This window comes from Streptomyces sp. H27-H1 (assembly GCF_026627445.1).
Classification (GTDB): Bacteria; Actinomycetota; Actinomycetes; order Streptomycetales; family Streptomycetaceae; genus Streptomyces.
Window position 1 is genome coordinate 23,554 of record NZ_JAPNLJ010000057.1, and the last position, 16,804, is coordinate 40,357.

The following is a 16,804-nucleotide window of genomic DNA, read 5'->3' on the forward strand; positions in this document are numbered from 1 at the left end:
GGCCGGGAAGGACGGGGGGTTCCGGTGTGCGTACGGGTACGGACGCGGGCGCGGACGTGGGCGACTGCTAACCACCCGGCCGGAGGCTCGCGGCGATGCGGGAAGCAGCCGCCGCGAGGTGCGTACGGGCCTGCGCCAGCTGGGCCGCACTGACGCCCTGGTCCCGGGCGGCGTCGCGGATGTCGTCACGGAAGCGGTCCAGCAGCCGTTCCAGGTCGCGGGCCGGGTCGCCCGTCGGGGGCACGTCCCGCGCCCAGTCCGGGTCGGGCGCGGCGGCCGAGGCCTCCGTGGTGCCCGAGGTGTCTGAGACGTCCGAAGACCCGGCGGTGTCCGAAGGCCCGGTGGGGGTGGAGGGGGCCGACGCGGAGCCGCCGAGCCAGGCTCCCGCCAGACTGCCCAGGACGCCGCCCGACTTCGCGAACTGCTCCTGGAGCTGACCGGCGATGCGCTGGACCTCCTCACGGGCCCGCTCCTGCGCCTCCTTGGCCTGACGTCGGGCCTGCTGGGCATCCTCGCGGGCCCGGCGGCTCTCGTCCTTCGCCCGCCGCGCCTGCTCCTTCCACTCGGCCTTGGCCTTGCGGAACTCCTCCTTGGCGGCCTTCCAGGACTCGTCCTCCACCTGCGTGGCCGACGCATTCGCCGCGGCCCGCAGTTCGCGGCGCAGATCGCCCGCCGCACCGCTCACGTCGGCCCGGATCTCGGCGGCCAGCTCGGAGACCGAGTCGCGGATCTCCAGTTCCAGGTCGGCCAGTTCGCCGCCCCGGTCGGCCAGTTCGGCGCGTCCCGCGTCGGTGATCGAGTACACCTTGCGCCCGCCTTCGGTCGCGTGCGTGACCAGGCCCTCGGTCTCCAGCTTGGCGAGGCGCGGGTACACCGTGCCGGCGGAGGGTGCGTACAGCCCCTGGAAGCGCTCCTCCAGCAGCCGGATCACCTCGTACCCGTGGCGCGGGGCCTCGTCGAGCAGCTTGAGGAGGTAGAGGCGGAGGCGGCCGTGGGCGAAGACGGGCGGCATGTCAGAGCACCTTCTTGTCGAGCACGAGCGGGGTGGCCGGATCCGCGGCCGGGCGGCGCAGCAGCGCGATGGAACCGGAAACGGTGGTGGCGCGCAGGGTGCCGGTGCCGGCGCCGAGGGTGCCGGTGATCCTCTTGGCGCCCAACTGGCCCGAGACCCGCAGGTCCTCGAAGGCGTTGGAGACTCCGCCGGTGGCGGTGTTGGCCTCGACCCGGGCATCGGCCGGATGCGGGAGACGGATGGCCACCTGCCCGGAGACGGAGGTGAGGGAGATGTCGACCGGCCGGGAGGCGGCGGCGGGGTCGTCGAGGGCGAGGTCGATCACCATGTCGCCGCTGACCGAGTCGGCCCGTACGTTGCCCACGGCGCCGTCGACGACGGTCAGGCCGCCGGATACGGAGTGGAATCCGAGCTCGCCGGTCACGGACTGGGCCTCGACCCCGCCGGAGACCGTGTGCGCCTTGACCCGGCCCGAAAGGCCGACGAGCGTGGTGTCGCCGGAGACCCCGTGGACGTCGGTGCCGCCGTCGATGCCGGAGACGAAGACGGTGGCGCTGACGCTGGCCAGCTGTACCCGCGTGGCGGCCGGAACGGTGAGGGTCACGGCCGCGCTGCGCTCCCAGGCCTTGCGGCCGGAGTCGGAGGCGGACCAGGCCTTCCACGGCTTGCTCTCGAACCACTGCTTGAACCCCTGGGAACCGTTCCAGGGGAGGTCCTCGTAGGAAACAGTGAGGGTCCCGCCCTCCTGCACCACGTGCAGGGGCGGCCCTTCCACCTCGGACACCTCCAGGCGGGCCGGGCCCTCTTCGGCGGCGACGACGTTGACCGTGCCGCCGACGACCCGGACGCGGACCTCGGTCACCGGCTCCTCGAAGGCGAGCTTCTGCGGTGCGGCGACCGACCACGTCTTCTGCGCTGCCTCTGCCATGGTGCTGACCCTCCTCGGCGTACGTGCACGCAACATATCGCGTCTTCTGACTAACACGATATATCGCGGTTGCGGGAAGTCAAGGGCGTCGGGATGATCGGAAATCCTCCCTTTGGGCCTGATTCGCTCAGCGTGTGGACATGTCGATCTCCCAGACCACGACGGGCGGACTGCTGCTCTGCCGAGCCGAGCCCCTCGCCGCCCGCCCCGCCGCGCACATCCCGCGCGAACGCCTGCTGCTGGCCCCCGCCGGCGAGTGGAGCGTGCTGGTACCCGAGGCCAAGCCCTGGCTCGGCGGCGCGGAATCCGTGGCCGAGGTCCTGGCGGGCTGGGGCGCCGCGCTCGCGCTCGGCTCCAACTGGCCGGTGCTGAGCCTGTGGTGGGAAGACGGCCGGGCCGGCTTCGTCCTGTCCTCGGGGTTTCGCCGGTCCGCGGCCTACGAGTGGGACGCGGCGGGCCGTCCGCACGGCGAGCCGGACCCGGATGCCATGCGGGTCCTGGCGGCGCGGCTCGGCCTGGACCCGGTGCTGGACCTGGAGGAACTGGAGCTCCTCACCCGCCCCGACGCCGCCGCGGACGGCGATTCCCGGCTGCTCGGCGTCATCGCGCTGCTGGCCCGCGCGGAACTGGCCCTGTCGGCGGGCCTGACCCCGGGCGAACCGGCCGACCGGCTGCGGGAGGCGGCCCGGATCTCCTCGGGCCCGCCCCGCCCCTGCCCCTACGCCGCCAGCAGCGGGCTCGCGTTGCGGTGCAGCCAGGCCCGGTAGGGCGGAGTCCCCAGCGCCGCTTCGCGGTAGGCCGCGCGGAGGTCCTCGTACACCCCCTCGGACACCTGTGCGTACATCCCCGGGCGGGTCGCGAGGAGGAGCCGTACGGCGAGCGGGTCGCCCGAGAGCGGCCGGATGGCCATGTCCTCGCGCGCTCCGGAGGTGGGCTGGCAGGGGGCGACGGCCTCGCCGGAGGCGATCAGCGAGGCGGCGGTGTGGTAATCGGCGTGCAGCAGGGGCGGGTCGAGGCCGGCGCCGGCGAGGACCCGGCGCAGGCCGTCCCATTCGCCGTCCACCGACGGGTCCACGGTCCACCGGTCGGCGGCCAGGTCCCGCAGTTCCACCACCGACAGCGCCGCCGCCGGATGGTCCCGGGACATGGACACGAACTGGGGCTCCCGCTCCATCAGCACCCGTAACTCCAGGCCGGCGGGCACCCGTAGCGGGCTGCCCTCCACCTCGTGCACGAACGCCACGTCGAGCTGCCCCGAAGCCGTCATCCGCAGCAGTGCGTTGGCGGACACGTCGACCACCAGGTCGGTCTCGGTGTCGGGCAGCCTCCGGTGCAGCCGGCGCAGCCAGCCGGGCAGGGCGCGGCTGGCCGTGGAGCCGATCCGCAGCCGGGGCCCCTGGGACACCGCCCGCGCCTCCGCGACGAGGGCGGCCATCTGGGCCAGGAGCGGCCGCGCCCGGCCGAGTACGGTGCGCCCGAAGGGAGTCGGCCGGCATCCGGTGCGCTCGCGCAGGAACAACTCCCCGTCCAGGGCGCGTTCGATGCGCCGCAACTGGGTCGTCAGGGAGGGCTGGCTCACGCCGAGCTGCCGGGCGGCCTTGTGCAGGCTGCCGGCGTCGGCGATGGCGCACAGGGCGCGCAGGTGCCTGACCTCAAGCTCCATGCCCCGAGAGTAGGCCGGGGCGAGCCGACCGCACCAGTAACCGGTATCCCCTCGAATCCCGCCATTCTCTTGGGAGTTGGACTTCCGAAACCCTCCGATAACCCGGCGCTATCGGGGTCTGGCATCATCCGCCGACCCCTGCCCCTCCCGCAGACTCCGGTACCGAACGACCCCCCACCGCACCGGATGAGCAGGAGTTCCCCCCATGCGCCACTCCCGCAAGACCACCCTGTCCGCAGTCGGCCTCGGCGTCGCCGCCGTCCTCGGCGCCGTCGTACCGGGCACGACCGCCTCCGCCTCCCCGGGCGCCGGCAGCCCGAGCACGTACGCCACGTACGAGCGCTCGCAGGAGAACCAGGCCGCCAACCGCGCCTTCTTCGAGGCGGTGCAGCGCTCGGTCGCCGAGCAGCGCGCCGCGAACCCGGGCCTGGCGGCCGTCACCGTCACCTACAACACCCGCAACGCACCGAGCTTCCGCACCCAGATATCGCGCTCCACACAGATCTGGAACGGCTCGGTGGCCAACGTCAAACTGCAGGAGGTGTCCTCGGGCGGGAACTTCTCGTACTACGAGGGCAACGACTCCCGTGGTTCCTACGCGAGCACGGACGGCCACGGCCGGGGCTACATCTTCCTCGACTACCGGCAGAACCAGCAGTACAACTCCACCCGGGTGACCGCGCACGAGACCGGCCACGTGCTCGGGCTGCCGGACCACTACTCGGGTCCGTGCAGCGAGCTGATGTCCGGCGGCGGCCCCGGCACCTCCTGCCAGAACGCCACCCCGAACTCCGCCGAGCGCTCGCGCGTGAACCAGCTGTGGGCGAACGGCCTCGTCGCGTCGGGCCTGGACGCGAAGGGCTGACGGTCGGAGTGACCGGCGGGCCGACGGGCAGACCGACCGGCGGGCCGACCGACCGAGGGCCGGCGGCCTGATCCCCGCTGGGGCCGGCTCCCGCTAGGACACGACCCGGTCCTCCGGGTCCGCGCTCCGCGAGCACTCCGGGTTCCGGCAGGGACCCGGAGTCCACGCCGGGACGAAGATCCCCAGGGATTTCCGCCGTCCGACCAACGTGTCGACGGGGCTCCCGCAGGCCGGGCACGACTGCTGGTCGTGCCCGGCCCGCGGAGCGACCGTCCTGCGCGCCTGCTGTTCCCGCTCTTGACCGGCCATACCTACACGGTAGGCCGGTTTCGCCGCTTCGGCGGGGTTCAGCGCTTGACCGCGTACGAGGTGACGAGCTGGCCGCCACCGAGGGCCTTGATCCCGGTCAGCTCCAGGGGGCGCACCCCGAATCCGGCGCGCGACATCGGCATGCCGGTGCCGACGAAGACCGGGTAGGTCTTGACGACGAACTCGTCGATCTCGTCGATCAGCTGACCTGCGAGGTCCGCTCCGCCGCACAGCCAGATGCCGAGCCCGTCCTCGGCCTTCAGCTCGCGGACCCTGGCCACCAGGTCCCCGCTGATCAGCCGCACCGTGGGATCCGGCGGCGTGGTGAGCGAGTGCGAGACGACGTACTGCTGGCGGATGTGCCCGTAGGGGCTGGCCATGCCGAGCTTGAGCCCGGGCTCGTACGTACCTCGCCCCATGAGCACCGCGTCGAAGTGCTGGGGGTCGACGTCCTCGATCCCGAGCTGGGTGCGCCCCGAGGCGGCGATGGTCTCCGGGTACTCGGCCTTGAGGAAGTCGATGAACTCGCGGTCGAGGTGACTGTAGAAGAAGTCACCGTCGCCGTCCGGGGCTCCGATGAAGCCGTCGACCGATGTGGCGATGAAGTACGTGAGCTTGCGCAAGCGATTCTCTTCCGTCCGACAGTGCGCCCCCATCGAGGCGCGTCGATCAAAGTACTTCAACCAAAGTGGTATGACAAGAGGGCGGCCGGCTGCCGGGCTACTGCGGCTTGCGCCACATCGGCCACATCAGCGGCCCGTCCGGCAGCCGCACGGCCTCACCCGTGAACTGCCAGCCCAGCCGCTCGTACAGCCCCTTGCTGCGTTCACTGCTCGCCTCCAGATAGGCCGGCACGCCCTCCCGGTCGCAGCGCTCCAGCACCGGCCGGATCAGCTCGGTGCCAAGCCCCTCGCCCTGCCTCCCCGGGGAGACCGCGATCATCAGCAGGTACTCGTGCTCCTCCGCCGTCGGGTGCACCGCGCCCGTCAGCCGGCCCACCAGCTCGCACCGCTCGTTGTCCGGGTCGGCGATCGCCCGCATCTTCGCCGGGACCTCGTCCTCGACGGGCTCGCCCTGCGGATCGCCCGCCGGGATCCGCAGCCACAGCGCCGCCGCCGAACCGTCCACCGCGTAGTCGATCCGGCCCTCGGCCAACGCCACGTCCACGAAGACGCCCAGGAACTTCCCGTGCACCGCGGCCCGGTGCTCCGGGTCCGGAAACACCCAACTGCTCACCGGATCGTTGCGGAAGGCCTCGTCGAGCAGTCGCGCCACAGCATCCCGGTCCGACTGACCGGCTTGACGTATCTCCAGCCCCATGGGTCACACCCTTCACTTCGCTCACGCGTCAACAACCGTGAGTGATCCTAGAGTTGCCCCACCGACGCAGAAAGGCCTGTTCCGGCACCGTGCGGTGCCGAAACAGGCCTCCGGGACTCCCCCTCGCCCCCTACGAGCTCAGTCCCGCGCGCTCACTCCGTACGCCCCCACTGCGTACGCCCCCACTTCACGCTCCCACTGCGTACGCCCCCAGTGCGTACGCCCCCACTTCACGCCCCCACTGCGTACGTCCCCACTCCGTACGCGCCGGCTTCGCACACGCTCACTTCGTACGCCGCGTCACGAACTCCGCCAGCGCCAGCAGTCCGCCCGCCGTCCCGAGGTCCGGAACGGCCCGCGACAGCTGCTGCACCGCCCGCGCCATCCGGTCGGCGGCGTGCGCCTGCGCCCAGTCCCGCCCGCCGGCCCGCTCCACCGCCTCGGCCGCCCTGGCCACGTCGTCCCCGGTCATGGGGCCCGCGTACAGCGCGGCCAGCTCCTCGCCCGCCGTGGTGCCCGAGGTCAGGGCGGCCACGACCGGGAGGGACTTCTTGCGGGCCAGCAGATCCGCCCCGGCGGGTTTTCCGGTGTGGCCGGGGTCCCCCCAGATGCCGATCAGGTCGTCGATGAGCTGGAAGGCCAGCCCGGCCTCCCGGCCGAAGGCGTCCATGGCGTCGACCTCGTCCGGGCCGGCCCCCGCGTACAGCGCGCCGAGCGCGCACGCACAGCCCAGCAGGGCCCCGGTCTTGGCCGTCGCCATGGTCAGGCACTCGTCGAGCGCGACGTGCCGTCGCTGCTCGAAGGCGCAGTCCGCCTGCTGGCCCGCGCACAGCTCGACGATGCAGGCGGCCAGCCGGGCCGCGGCCGCCGCCGAGGCCGGATGCGGGTCCTCGGCGAGCAGCTGCAGCGCGAGCGCCATCATGGCGTCGCCCGTGATGATCGCGTCCGGTGTCCCGAAGACCGTCCAGGCCGTCGGCCGGCCGCGCCTGCGCGCGTCCTTGTCGATGACGTCGTCGTGCAGCAGCGTGAAGTTGTGCGCCAGCTCCACGGCCACCGCCGCCCGTACGGCCTCCTCGGCCCCTCCGTCCCCGCGCAGGGCCTGCGCGGCGGCGAGCACCAGGGCGGGCCGGACGGCCTTGCCGGCGCTGCCCGCCGCCGGGGTGCCGTCCTCGCGCTCCCAGCCGAAGTGGTACATCGCCACGCGCCGCATCGAGCCGGGCAGGGTCTCGACGGCCCGGCGGAGTTCCGGGTTGACCGTTTCCCTCGCCCGCTCCAGCAGGACGGCGGCTTCCTGCCCCTCGCCGGTGGTGATCGCCTCAGTGGTCGACATGGCGTGTGCGCTCCGTCCCGTCCCGTGCTGTCCCGTGCTGACCCGTCCCCGCCCGCCCTGTCCCGTCCCGGCGCCGCGGCGCCGGCGGGCTCAGCGCCAGCGGGCGATCTCGACGTTCTCCAGGACGCCGAGCGCGTCCGGCACCAGTACCGCGGCGGAGAAGTAGGTGGTGACCAGGTACGAGATGATCGCCTGCTCGCTGATTCCCATGAACCGCACCGACGTGCTCGGCTCGATCTCGTCCGGGATCCCCGGCTGGTGCAGGCCGATCACGCCCGACTCGTCCTCGCCGGTGCGCATGCAGAGGATGGACGTCGTACGGGCGTCGCTGATCGGGATCTTGTTGGACGGGAACATGGGGACCCCGCGCCAGGACGGCACCCGGTGCCCGCCGATCTCGACCGACTCCGGATACAGGCCGCGCTTGTTGCACTCGCGCCCGAAAGCGGCGATGGCCTTGGGGTGGGCCAGGAAGAACTTGGAGCCGCGCCGCATGCTGAGCAGCTGGTCCATGTCGTCGGGGCTGGGCGCGCCGTCGTGGGACTGGATGCGCTGGTCGTAGTCGGCGTTGTGCAGGAGGCCGAAGTCGCGGTTGTTGAGCATCTCGTGCTCCTGGCGCTCGCGAAGCGCCTCGACCGTGAGCCGCAATTGCTGCTCGGTCTGGTTCATGGGCTGATTGTACAGGTCGGCGACGCGGGTGTGGACGCGCAGGACCGTTTGCGCAATGGAGAGTTCGTACTCGCGCGGGCGGGCCTCGTAGTCCACGAAGGTGCCCGGCAGCAGGGCCTCGCCCTGGTGTCCGGCGGAGAGCTCGATGGCGGCCTCGCCGTACTTGTTGGTGCGCTGGTCCGGCAGGGACCGTACGGAGTCCACGTGCGCCCGGAGCGAGTCGACCCGGTCGGCGAGGATCTGGAAGTCCTGGCGGGAGAGGGCGAGGACGGTGCCGGCGGTGGCGGCGCGGGCGGTGTACTCCCAGATCCCCTCCTCGTCGACGAGGGAGTCCTCGCCGAAGAAGGCTCCGTCGGCGACGGTCTGCAGGACGGCGTCGTCGCCGTAGGGGCCGGGCCCGATCTGGTCGATGCGCCCGTGGGCGAGCAGGAACACCTTGTCGGCGGGGCTGCCGAAGGAGGTGAGCTCCTGGCCCGGCTCGAAGTCGATCTGGTGGCAGCGCGCGGCGAGTTCGGCAAGGACTTCGGGGTCGTCGTAGTCGCGCAGCACCGGGAGCTCACCCAGCTCCGCCGGGATCACCTGTACCTGCGTGCCCGTCTTGATGAACTCCACGACGCCGTTGCCTACGGAGTAGCTCAGTCGCCGGTTGACCCGGTACGTGCCGCCCTGGACGGACACCCAGGGGAGCATCTTCAGGAGCCACCGCGAGGTGATCTCCTGCATTTGCGGCGCGGACTTGGTCGTGGTTGCCAAGTTCCGCGCGGCCGTGGTTCCCAGACTGCGCTGAGGCGCTTGGGACTCGGATTCGGAACCCGCCTGGACCGACATGTCTTTCCCCTTCGATCACTCCATGAATCTGCGGGACGGAGCCTTTCAGTACGGACCGTGGTGGGACCATTACACAAAAGGGTGGGATTACTCCGTCCGTGGCTGGGCACTCTCTTGACTCGACTCCCTCCCCACGAACCCCTCGGACCCCACACGTTTCAGCCATTGCCCGTTATGGCACCGTTTGAATTTGCACCCAAGATGCAAGTTTTCTACGCTGATCCCATGCGGCTGACCCGATTCACCGACCTCGCCCTGCGTGTCCTGATGCGCCTGGCCGTCGCGGAGGCGGACCTCCCCACCACCCGCGAGGTGGCGGCGACCATGGAGGTCCCGTACACCCACACCGCCAAAGTGGTCGCCAAGCTGCAGCATCTCGGCCTGATCGAAGCCCGTCGCGGACGCGGCGGCGGGCTCACCCTGACCCCCGCCGGACGCGCCGCCTCGGTGGGCGGGGTGATCCGCGAGCTGGAGGGCGCCGGCGACGTCGTCGACTGCGACGGCGCCGCCCCGTGCCCGCTGCGCAGCGCCTGCGTCCTGCGCGGCGCGCTGCGCCGGGCCCAGGAGGCCTTCTTCGCCTCGCTGGACCCGCTGACGGTGAACGACCTGGTCGCGGCTCCGACCGGCCCGCTCCTCCTGGGCATTTCGGGCGGATCGACGGGGGCCGGAAGACCCTGACGGCGGGGGCCGGATGGCCGGTTCGCACCGGCACTGGGCCCGCATAGCCTGAAATCCACCGAGCCCTCGAACGAAGATCCGCACCGCGGCGGACGCCTGCGGCCCTGCGGCCGACACCCATCGACACGAATACGCATCTCAGATACCAGTTCTACGATCCACCCCGACGCGAGGAGTCACCCGATGCTTTCCGAGAAGTCGACCGCGACCGTACGAGCCACCCTGCCCGCCGTGGGCGCGGCGATCGGCGACATCACGGAGCTCTTCTACGGAAAGCTCTTCGCCGCCCACCCCGAACTGATCCGCGACCTCTTCAACCGCGGCAACCAGAACGCCGGCCTCCAGAAGCAGGCCCTCGCCGGCTCCATCGCCGCGTTCGCGACCCACCTCGTCGCGCACCCCGACTCCCGCCCCGACGTGATGCTCAGCCGCATCGGCCACAAGCACGCCTCCCTCGGCGTCACCCGCGAGCAGTACCCGATCGTCCACAAGCACCTCTTCGAGGCGATCGTGGAGATCCTCGGCGACGCCGTCACCCCCGAGGTCGCCGAAGCCTGGGACGAGGTCTACTGGCTGATGGCGGGCGCCCTCATCGCCATCGAGGAGCGCCTCTACGCCGAGCAGAGGGTCGTGGCCGGCGACGTCTGGCGCGACTGGACGGTCGCCGCCCGCGTCGAGGAGACCACGGACTGCGCCACCTTCCACCTCACCCCGGCCGACGGCTCCCCGGCCCCCGGGTTCAAGCCGGGCCAGTACGTCTCCGTCCAGGTCGAACTCCCCGACGGAGCCCGCCAGATACGCCAGTACAGCCTCTGCAGCGCCCCCGGCTCGCCGGTCCGCTCGATCACCGTCAAGCGGGTCCACGGCCCGGCCGCCGCCGGTCCCGACGGCGAGGTTTCCAACCACCTGCACGCGCAGGTCTCCACCGGCGACACCCTGCGGGTCTCGGCCCCTTACGGGGACCTGGTCCTCCAGGACTCCGCCTCGCCGGTGATCCTCGCCTCGGCCGGCATCGGCTGCACCCCGATGCTCTCGATGCTGGAGCACCTGGCCGACACCGCGCACACGGCTCCGGTCACCGTCCTGCCCGCCGACCACGCCCTGCGCACCGACCACCGGGCCCTGACCCACAAGCTCTCCGACGCCACGGCGCACTTCTGGTACGAGGAAGCGGCGGAGCCGGGCGACCACGCGGGCCGGCTCGACCTGACCGGCATCCCGGTGGCCCCGGAGACCAAGGCGTACCTGTGCGGGCCGATTCCCTTCATGCGGGCGGCGCGCGAGCAGCTGATCGCCAAGGGCGTCGCGCCCGCCGACATCCACTACGAGGTCTTCGGCCCCGACCTGTGGCTCGCCTCGGCGTGAATCGTGCGCCGGGTGCGCGCCCTTGCGGCGGAACGACCGCCTCCACTAAACGTTGAGTAACCATTCGGCTACTTACAGCGAAGGAGGCGGTCATGTCCGTACCCCTGTCCGCGGACCGGCTCATCGGCGCCCTGCGGGCCGAGGGCCTGACGGTCGTCGAAGTCGGCGGCTGGCGCACCCACAACCGCAACCACAAGGGGCCCTGGGGCCCGGTGCACGGGGTGATGCTCCATCACACCGTCACGCACGGGACCGCGTACACCGTCCGGCTCTGCCACGACGGCGACGCGGCCCTGCCCGGCCCGCTCTGCCACGGCGTGATCACCAAGGACGGCCGGGTCCACCTGGTCGGCCACGGCCGCGCCAACCACGCCGGTGCGGGCGACTCCGCCGTCCTGGCGGCGGTGATCGCGGAGAAGCGCCTTCCCCCGGACCACCAGGCGGACACCGATGGCAACCGCCACTTCTACGGCTTCGAGTGCGAGAACCTCGGCGACGGCCAGGACCCCTGGCCGCCCGCCCAACTCGACGCGATGGCCCGCGCTTCGGCCGCCCTGTGCCGGGCCCACGGCTGGACCGCCCGCTCGGTCATCGGCCACCTCGAATGGCGCCCGGGCAAGATCGACCCCAAGGGGTTCACGATGGCCTCGATGCGCGACCGCGTCACGGAACACCTGAAGTAGCCCCGCATCCCCGGGCGACCGCAGATCAGTGCTCTGACGTGCGACGGAACGGGCGGGCGCGGCACACAATGGACGAGTGGAACCTCCAGTCGACCCCGCCCCGACCCTGCGGCCCCGGCCGCCCTCCCCGCTGCGGGAGGTCCATGACGAGCGGTTCGCCGCGCAGGATGTGCGGCTGCTGCTCAAGCGGGACGATCTGGTGCATCCGGAGCTGCCCGGGAACAAGTGGCGCAAGCTCGCGCCGAATCTGCGGGCCGCCGTCGCCGGCGGCCACTCGGAGCTGGTGACGTTCGGCGGGGCCTACTCCAACCACCTGCGGGCCACGGCCGCGGCCGGCCGGCTGCTGGGGCTGGCGACGGTCGGGATCGTACGGGGGGACGAGCTCGCGGGGCGGCCGCTGAACGACTCGCTGGCCCGGTGCGCGGCAGACGGCATGCGGCTGCACTTCGTGACGCGGTCGGCCTACCGGGACAAGGCCGGGCTGCCGGCGCTGGCGGGCGCGCGGGGCGCCTACGTCATCCCCGAGGGCGGCAGCAACGCGCTCGCGCTGTACGGCTGCGCCGAACTGGGGCGCGAGCTGAGCGGCGCCTGCGACGTCGCCGCCGTGGCCTGCGGCACCGGGGGCACGCTGGCCGGGCTGGCGGCGGGGCTCGGCGCGGGCCAGCGGGCGCTGGGAGTACCGGTGGTCGGGGGCGGCTTCCTCGAGGCGGAGATACGTTCCCTCCAGACGGCCGCGTTCGGCGGCCCGGCGGGCGACTGGTCGCTGGCCGAGGGCTACGCCCACGGCGGCTACGCCCGCGTCCCCGCCGAGCTGGCGGACTTCGCGGCGGACTTCGAGTCCCGCCACGGCCTGCCGGTGGAGCGGATCTACGTGGCGAAGCTCCTGTGGGCCCTGCTCGCCCTGACCCGCGCGGGCACCTTCCCCCGCGGCACCACCCTGGCGGCGGTCGTCACGGGCCGCCCGTAACCCGGACGGCGCCGTCGGCCGACAGCGCCGCCCCCCGTACGCGGCGGTGGGACCGGCGCGGTCAGCCCGCTTCCTCCCGGTAGGCCGCCGCCTCCTCCAGGTCCAGGCGGCGCAGCAGGGCCCGGAGCATTTCGTCGTCGATGCGGCGCGCGTCCCGCAGGGAGACGAAGACCTCGCGTTCCGCCTCGATCATCTCCCCCGCCAGTCGGCGGTAGACGTCGTCCGCGGTCTCGCCCGTCACCGCGTTGACCTCGCCCAGCCGCTCCCACACGGCATTGCGCCGGCGCTCCAGCACCGTGCGCAGCCGGTCCGCCAGCGGTGGCGGCAGGGCGTTCGCAGGGGAGGCGAGCAGTTCCGTCAGGCGGTCCTCCGCCGCCCGCGAGGCTTCGCTCTGGGCCTGGGCCTCCGCCAGGGTCTCGGCGTGCACGTCCCGGGCGGGCAGCCGCAACAGCTTGATCAGCGGGGGCAGGGTCAGGCCCTGGACCACCAGCGTGCCGATCACCGTCGTGAAGGTCAGGAACAGGATCAGGTTCCGGTGGGGCACGCTGATCGGCACGGAGAAGGCGATCGCCAGCGAGACCACGCCCCGCATGCCGGCCCAGCCCACGACGACGGGCGCCTTCCAGGTCGTCCCGGGCTCGCGCTCGCGGATCCGCCGCGAGAGCCTCGGCAGGAACGTCGCCGGGAAGACCCACGCGAAGCGGGCCGCCACCACGACGAGGAACACGACCACCGCGTAGCCCGCCGCGGCCAGGCCCTCGTACTCGCCCAGCCCCTTCAGCACCACCGGCAGCTGGAGCCCGATCAGCGCGAAGACCACCGATTCGAGGATGAAGGCGACCATCTTCCAGACCGCCTCCTCCTGGAGCCGGGTGGCGAAATCGACCTGCCAGTTGTGGTGCCCGAGGTACAGCGCGACGACCACGACCGCCAGCACGCCCGACGCGTGCACCCGCTCGGCGGCCGCGTAGGCCACGAAGGGGATCAGCAGCGACAGCGTGTTCTGCAGGAGCGGTTCGCGCATCCGCTTGCGCAGGACGTGGATCGGGACCATCAGCAGCAGGCCCACCCCGACCCCGCCCACCGAGGCCAGCAGGAACTCCGTGATCCCGCCCGTCCAGCCGGCGCTGGTCCCGACCGCCGCCGCCAGCGCGACCTTGTACGCGGTGATCGCGGTGGCGTCGTTGACCAGGGACTCACCCTGAAGGATGGTCGTGATCCGGGTCGGCAGCCCGAGCTTGCGGGCGATGGCCGTCGCCGCGACCGCGTCGGGCGGGGCGATGACCGCGCCCAGCACCAGCGCCACCGGCAGCGAGAGCCCCGGCACCACCAGGTACGCCGCGTACCCGACGGCGACGGTCGCGAAGAGCACGTACCCCACCGAGAGCAGCGCCACGGGCCGCAGGTTCGCCCGCAGGTCCAGGTACGAGCTGTCGACCGCGGCCGTGTAGAGCAGCGGCGGGAGCAGCAGCGGCAGGACGACGTGCGGGTCGAGGCCGTACTCGGGCACGCCCGGCACGTAGGCCGCGGCCAGTCCCGCGGCGACCAGCAGCAGCGGCGCGGGCACCGGGGTGCGGCGGGCCAGGCCCGCGACGACCGCACAGCCGGCGACCAGCGCCACCAGCGGCAATACCTCCATCGAAGATCATCCTTGCTTGAGTCATGGCAACCCGGGCGCCCGTACCTCAGTACGCTGGCCATCATGAGCGAGTGCACCCACGTTCCCGAACTGCCGCGCCCCGAGCCGGTCCCGCTTGCCCAGACCTGCCCCGAATGTCTGGCGCTCGGCAGCCATCCCGTCCAGCTCCGGATCTGCCTGGGATGCGGGCACGTCGGCTGCTGCGACTCCTCGCCCCACCGGCACGCCACGGCGCACCACCGGGAGACCGGACATCCGGTGATGCGCAGCTTCGAACCGGGCGAGACCTGGCGATGGTGTTTTGTCGACGGTTCGATCGTCTGAAGTGGGGTAGGTCAACCCTCCGCCGGTTCCCCTGATTTGGGCCCGCAGACCCCTAGCCACTGTGCGTCCCCATGGGCTTACCATCAGTCACTGGTCGCAGGTACGGCCTTTCGGCCAGCTATGTTCGACGGGGCCTCGCGCTCTCCGCCAGGGGGGCCGCGACACGATCGCCCGGATCGCGATAGCGTCACCGGCGAACAGAGCTCGTACCACCTTGGAGGTGAGGGTGTCCCAGATCGCAGGCGAGCCCGGGACCCAGGACTTCGTGGAAGTCCGGCTGCCCGCTGCGGGTGCCTACCTGTCGGTGCTGCGGACGGCCACGGCCGGCCTCGCGGCACGTTTGGACTTCACCCTCGACGAGATCGAGGACCTCCGCATCGCGGTGGACGAGGCCTGCGCGATCCTGCTCCAGCAGGCCGTGCCCGGCTCCGTCCTCAGCTGCGTCTTCCGGTTGGTGGACGATTCGCTGGAGGTGACCGTCTCCGCCCCGACCACCGACGGCCGGGCACCGGAGCGCGACACGTTCGCGTGGACGGTCCTCTCGGCGCTCGCCGGGAAGGTCGAGGCCACGGTCGAGGAGAACAAGACAGTGAGCATCAGCCTCTACAAACAGCGCGGCGCGGGACCAGGCCCGGCGTGAGCGGCGGGGAGGTCCCGGTGCGGGGCGGGGATCGGCCCCGGGTACGACACGAGGCCGACGGCGGCGTTCCGGAGCAGCAGCACGCCCGGCCGCACCCGGCTGACACGGATGCGGAAAACGGCTTTTTGGACTCGGCGGAGCGACGGGCGGGCCCTGTGAGCGAGAACCAGCACGACCAAACACTGCCGGTCCAGCCACCGGGGGCCGCTGCCACGGCCCCGCCGGCGGCCCCGGCCACGGACGCACCACCGGCCGCGGACACCACCGAAGCCCTCCGGGCTCCGGTGTTCACCGCGCCGGCACCCCTGCCGGATCCGCGCGACCGCAGCGGTGCGCGGGCCCTCTTCATCGAGCTCCGGGCGCTGCCCGACGGTTCGCCGGAGAAGGCGGAACTGCGCAACCGGCTCGTACGGATGCACCTGCCGCTGGTCGAACACCTGGCCCGGCGCTTCCGCAACCGCGGCGAGCCGCTGGACGACCTGACCCAGGTCGCCACCATCGGTCTGATCAAGTCGGTGGACCGTTTCGACCCCGTCCGCGGGGTCGAGTTCTCCACGTACGCCACGCCCACGGTGGTCGGCGAGATCAAGCGCCACTTCCGCGACAAGGGCTGGGCGGTACGGGTCCCCAGGCGTCTGCAGGAGCTGCGGCTCTCGCTGACCACGGCGACGGCGGAACTGTCCCAGCAGCACGGCCGCTCCCCCACGGTGCACGAACTGGCCGAACGGCTGGGGATCTCCGAGGAGGAGGTGCTGGAGGGCCTGGAATCGGCCAACGCCTACAGCACGCTCTCGCTGGACGTCCCGGACACCGACGACGAGTCGCCGGCGGTCGCGGACACCCTGGGCTCGGAGGACGAGGCGCTGGAGGGCGTCGAGTACCGCGAATCCCTCAAGCCGCTGCTCGAAGGGCTGCCGCCGCGGGAGAAGCGGATCCTGCTGCTGCGGTTCTTCGGCAACATGACCCAGTCGCAGATCGCGCAGGAGGTCGGCATCTCCCAGATGCACGTCTCCCGGCTGCTGGCCCGCACTCTGGCCCAGCTCCGCGAAAAGCTCCTGGTCGAGGAGTAGCACCCGGGGAACAGCCCCGGCCGCCCGTTCCCCGGCCGGGGAACGGGCACCGGACCCGGTTACCGGGTCCGTTCCCCCGGCCCGGCGGCGCCCAGCGCCTCGGTCGCCGTCGGATTCACCAGGAGCCCCAGGACGGCCACCGCGGCCAGGGCGAGGAACACCGAGCCGACCCTCGGAGCGCCGCCCGCGGTCCACAGCGTCAGGGCCACCGGCAGGGACATCACCTGGGTGATCACTGCCGGGCCGCGGCTCCAGCGGCGGCCCAGGACCAGCCCGCGCGCCGCGGTCAGCGGCAGCGCCGCGAGGACGAGCAGGGTGATCCCGCCCGTCTCGGCCTGCTGCGGGGAATCGGGGTCGCCGAGGATGCCCACGTACAGCATGTAGACGCCGAGGCAGGCCAGGGCCAGCCCCTGCAGCGCAGTGAGCGCGGCGGCCGCGGCCAGCCGGCGGGGCCGGGGTGCGGCGACGGCGGACTCGGTGGGGGTGGGCTCGGTGGGGGTGGGCTCGGTGGGGG

At 72.3% G+C, this 16,804-nt stretch carries 18 protein-coding genes; 9 read left to right on the forward strand and 9 right to left on the reverse strand.

Features of this window, described 5'->3' with window-relative positions; genetic code table 11:
- Nucleotides 1-67: 67 nt before the first annotated feature.
- Nucleotides 68-1,012, reverse strand: coding sequence for a PadR family transcriptional regulator (locus tag OTB20_RS36295; protein WP_267824198.1), 945 nt, complete (start codon nt 1,010-1,012; stop codon nt 68-70).
- Nucleotide 1,013: 1 nt separating this feature from the next.
- Nucleotides 1,014-1,940, reverse strand: coding sequence for a DUF4097 family beta strand repeat-containing protein (locus OTB20_RS36300; RefSeq protein ID WP_267824199.1), 927 nt, complete (start codon nt 1,938-1,940; stop codon nt 1,014-1,016).
- A 140-nt stretch (nt 1,941-2,080) separates the two neighbouring features.
- On the opposite strand from OTB20_RS36300, the gene OTB20_RS36305 reads away from it, so the two are divergent.
- Nucleotides 2,081-2,707, forward strand: coding sequence for a hypothetical protein (locus tag OTB20_RS36305; protein WP_324290459.1), 627 nt, complete (start codon nt 2,081-2,083; stop codon nt 2,705-2,707).
- Here the strand turns inward: OTB20_RS36305 and OTB20_RS36310 are convergent.
- A complete protein-coding gene (locus OTB20_RS36310; RefSeq protein ID WP_267824200.1) occupies nt 2,659-3,603 on the reverse strand; it encodes a LysR family transcriptional regulator in 945 nt (314 codons plus the stop codon). The two genes, OTB20_RS36305 and OTB20_RS36310, sit on opposite strands and share 49 nt — an antisense overlap.
- Before the next feature lie 205 nt (nt 3,604-3,808).
- Here OTB20_RS36310 and snpA point away from each other — a divergent pair, with 205 nt between their 5' ends.
- Entirely contained in the window at nt 3,809-4,468 is a 660-nt protein-coding gene (gene snpA, locus OTB20_RS36315) for a snapalysin (RefSeq protein WP_267824201.1), read from the forward strand.
- 347 nt (nt 4,469-4,815) lie between these two features.
- On the opposite strand, the gene OTB20_RS36325 is transcribed toward snpA, so the two are convergent.
- From OTB20_RS36325 to OTB20_RS36340, 4 genes are all read right to left on the reverse strand, one after another.
- Nucleotides 4,816-5,400, reverse strand: a complete 585-nt coding sequence (locus OTB20_RS36325) for a dihydrofolate reductase family protein (protein ID WP_267824203.1) — start codon at nt 5,398-5,400, stop codon at nt 4,816-4,818.
- Nucleotides 5,401-5,497: 97 nt separating this feature from the next.
- Complete coding sequence (locus OTB20_RS36330) at nt 5,498-6,097, reverse strand: GNAT family N-acetyltransferase (RefSeq protein WP_267824204.1); 600 nt, start codon at nt 6,095-6,097, stop codon at nt 5,498-5,500.
- Between the two features lie 283 nt (nt 6,098-6,380).
- Nucleotides 6,381-7,427 carry a family 2 encapsulin nanocompartment cargo protein polyprenyl transferase gene (locus tag OTB20_RS36335; RefSeq protein ID WP_267824205.1) on the reverse strand — a complete coding sequence of 349 codons (1,047 nt, stop codon included), beginning with the start codon at nt 7,425-7,427 and terminating at the stop codon, nt 6,381-6,383.
- A gap of 90 nt (nt 7,428-7,517) precedes the next feature.
- Nucleotides 7,518-8,924: a family 2B encapsulin nanocompartment shell protein gene (locus tag OTB20_RS36340; protein ID WP_267824206.1), complete on the reverse strand. Its 1,407-nt coding sequence runs from the start codon at nt 8,922-8,924 to the stop codon at nt 7,518-7,520.
- 225 nt (nt 8,925-9,149) lie between these two features.
- Between OTB20_RS36340 and OTB20_RS36345 the strand changes: the two genes are divergently transcribed.
- The 4 genes from OTB20_RS36345 (at nt 9,150) to OTB20_RS36360 (ending at nt 12,617) form a co-directional block, all read left to right on the forward strand.
- Nucleotides 9,150-9,602 carry an RrF2 family transcriptional regulator gene (locus OTB20_RS36345; protein ID WP_267824207.1) on the forward strand — a complete coding sequence of 151 codons (453 nt, stop codon included), beginning with the start codon at nt 9,150-9,152 and terminating at the stop codon, nt 9,600-9,602.
- A gap of 183 nt (nt 9,603-9,785) precedes the next feature.
- Nucleotides 9,786-10,967, forward strand: a complete 1,182-nt coding sequence (locus OTB20_RS36350; protein ID WP_267824208.1) for a globin domain-containing protein — start codon at nt 9,786-9,788, stop codon at nt 10,965-10,967.
- Nucleotides 10,968-11,059: 92 nt separating this feature from the next.
- The gene (locus tag OTB20_RS36355; RefSeq protein ID WP_267824209.1) at nt 11,060-11,650 is read left to right on the forward strand and encodes an N-acetylmuramoyl-L-alanine amidase; all 591 of its coding nucleotides are present in this window, start codon (nt 11,060-11,062) and stop codon (nt 11,648-11,650) included.
- 76 nt (nt 11,651-11,726) lie between these two features.
- Nucleotides 11,727-12,617 carry a 1-aminocyclopropane-1-carboxylate deaminase/D-cysteine desulfhydrase gene (locus tag OTB20_RS36360; RefSeq protein ID WP_267824210.1) on the forward strand — a complete coding sequence of 297 codons (891 nt, stop codon included), beginning with the start codon at nt 11,727-11,729 and terminating at the stop codon, nt 12,615-12,617.
- Between the two features lie 61 nt (nt 12,618-12,678).
- Here OTB20_RS36360 and OTB20_RS36365 read toward each other — a convergent pair whose 3' ends face one another.
- The gene (locus OTB20_RS36365) at nt 12,679-14,256 is read right to left on the reverse strand and encodes a Na+/H+ antiporter (RefSeq protein ID WP_267824211.1); all 1,578 of its coding nucleotides are present in this window, start codon (nt 14,254-14,256) and stop codon (nt 12,679-12,681) included.
- A gap of 63 nt (nt 14,257-14,319) precedes the next feature.
- Here OTB20_RS36365 and OTB20_RS36370 point away from each other — a divergent pair, with 63 nt between their 5' ends.
- The 3 genes from OTB20_RS36370 to OTB20_RS36380 all read left to right on the forward strand — a co-directional run bounded on the left by OTB20_RS36370 (nt 14,320) and on the right by OTB20_RS36380 (nt 16,290).
- Nucleotides 14,320-14,580: a UBP-type zinc finger domain-containing protein gene (locus tag OTB20_RS36370; protein ID WP_267824212.1), complete on the forward strand. Its 261-nt coding sequence runs from the start codon at nt 14,320-14,322 to the stop codon at nt 14,578-14,580.
- Nucleotides 14,581-14,806: 226 nt separating this feature from the next.
- Complete coding sequence (locus OTB20_RS36375; protein WP_214949331.1) at nt 14,807-15,220, forward strand: anti-sigma regulatory factor; 414 nt, start codon at nt 14,807-14,809, stop codon at nt 15,218-15,220.
- The gene (locus tag OTB20_RS36380; protein WP_267824213.1) at nt 15,217-16,290 is read left to right on the forward strand and encodes an RNA polymerase sigma factor SigF; all 1,074 of its coding nucleotides are present in this window, start codon (nt 15,217-15,219) and stop codon (nt 16,288-16,290) included. Before OTB20_RS36375 ends, OTB20_RS36380 begins: the two co-directional genes overlap by 4 nt.
- A gap of 59 nt (nt 16,291-16,349) precedes the next feature.
- Here OTB20_RS36380 and OTB20_RS36385 read toward each other — a convergent pair.
- Nucleotides 16,350-16,804: hypothetical protein (locus tag OTB20_RS36385; RefSeq protein ID WP_420716558.1), on the reverse strand; the 455-nt coding region annotated here is incomplete at its 5' end.

Bases quoted from the DNA above. Each gene is read 5' to 3' on its own strand.
- OTB20_RS36340 (WP_267824206.1), bottom strand. From the start codon at position 8,924: ATGTCGGTCCAGGCGGGTTCCGAATCCGAGTCCCAAGCGCCTCAGCGC.
- OTB20_RS36300 (WP_267824199.1), bottom strand. From the start codon at position 1,940: ATGGCAGAGGCAGCGCAGAAGACGTGGTCGGTCGCCGCACCGCAGAAG.
- OTB20_RS36330 (WP_267824204.1), bottom strand. From the start codon at position 6,097: ATGGGGCTGGAGATACGTCAAGCCGGTCAGTCGGACCGGGATGCTGTG.
- OTB20_RS36305 (WP_324290459.1), top strand. From the start codon at position 2,081: ATGTCGATCTCCCAGACCACGACGGGCGGACTGCTGCTCTGCCGAGCC.
- OTB20_RS36310 (WP_267824200.1), bottom strand. From the start codon at position 3,603: ATGGAGCTTGAGGTCAGGCACCTGCGCGCCCTGTGCGCCATCGCCGAC.
- OTB20_RS36345 (WP_267824207.1), top strand. From the start codon at position 9,150: ATGCGGCTGACCCGATTCACCGACCTCGCCCTGCGTGTCCTGATGCGC.
- OTB20_RS36365 (WP_267824211.1), bottom strand. From the start codon at position 14,256: ATGGAGGTATTGCCGCTGGTGGCGCTGGTCGCCGGCTGTGCGGTCGTC.
- OTB20_RS36350 (WP_267824208.1), top strand. From the start codon at position 9,786: ATGCTTTCCGAGAAGTCGACCGCGACCGTACGAGCCACCCTGCCCGCC.
- OTB20_RS36335 (WP_267824205.1), bottom strand. From the start codon at position 7,427: ATGTCGACCACTGAGGCGATCACCACCGGCGAGGGGCAGGAAGCCGCC.
- OTB20_RS36370 (WP_267824212.1), top strand. From the start codon at position 14,320: ATGAGCGAGTGCACCCACGTTCCCGAACTGCCGCGCCCCGAGCCGGTC.
- OTB20_RS36355 (WP_267824209.1), top strand. From the start codon at position 11,060: ATGTCCGTACCCCTGTCCGCGGACCGGCTCATCGGCGCCCTGCGGGCC.
- OTB20_RS36295 (WP_267824198.1), bottom strand. From the start codon at position 1,012: ATGCCGCCCGTCTTCGCCCACGGCCGCCTCCGCCTCTACCTCCTCAAG.
- snpA (WP_267824201.1), top strand. From the start codon at position 3,809: ATGCGCCACTCCCGCAAGACCACCCTGTCCGCAGTCGGCCTCGGCGTC.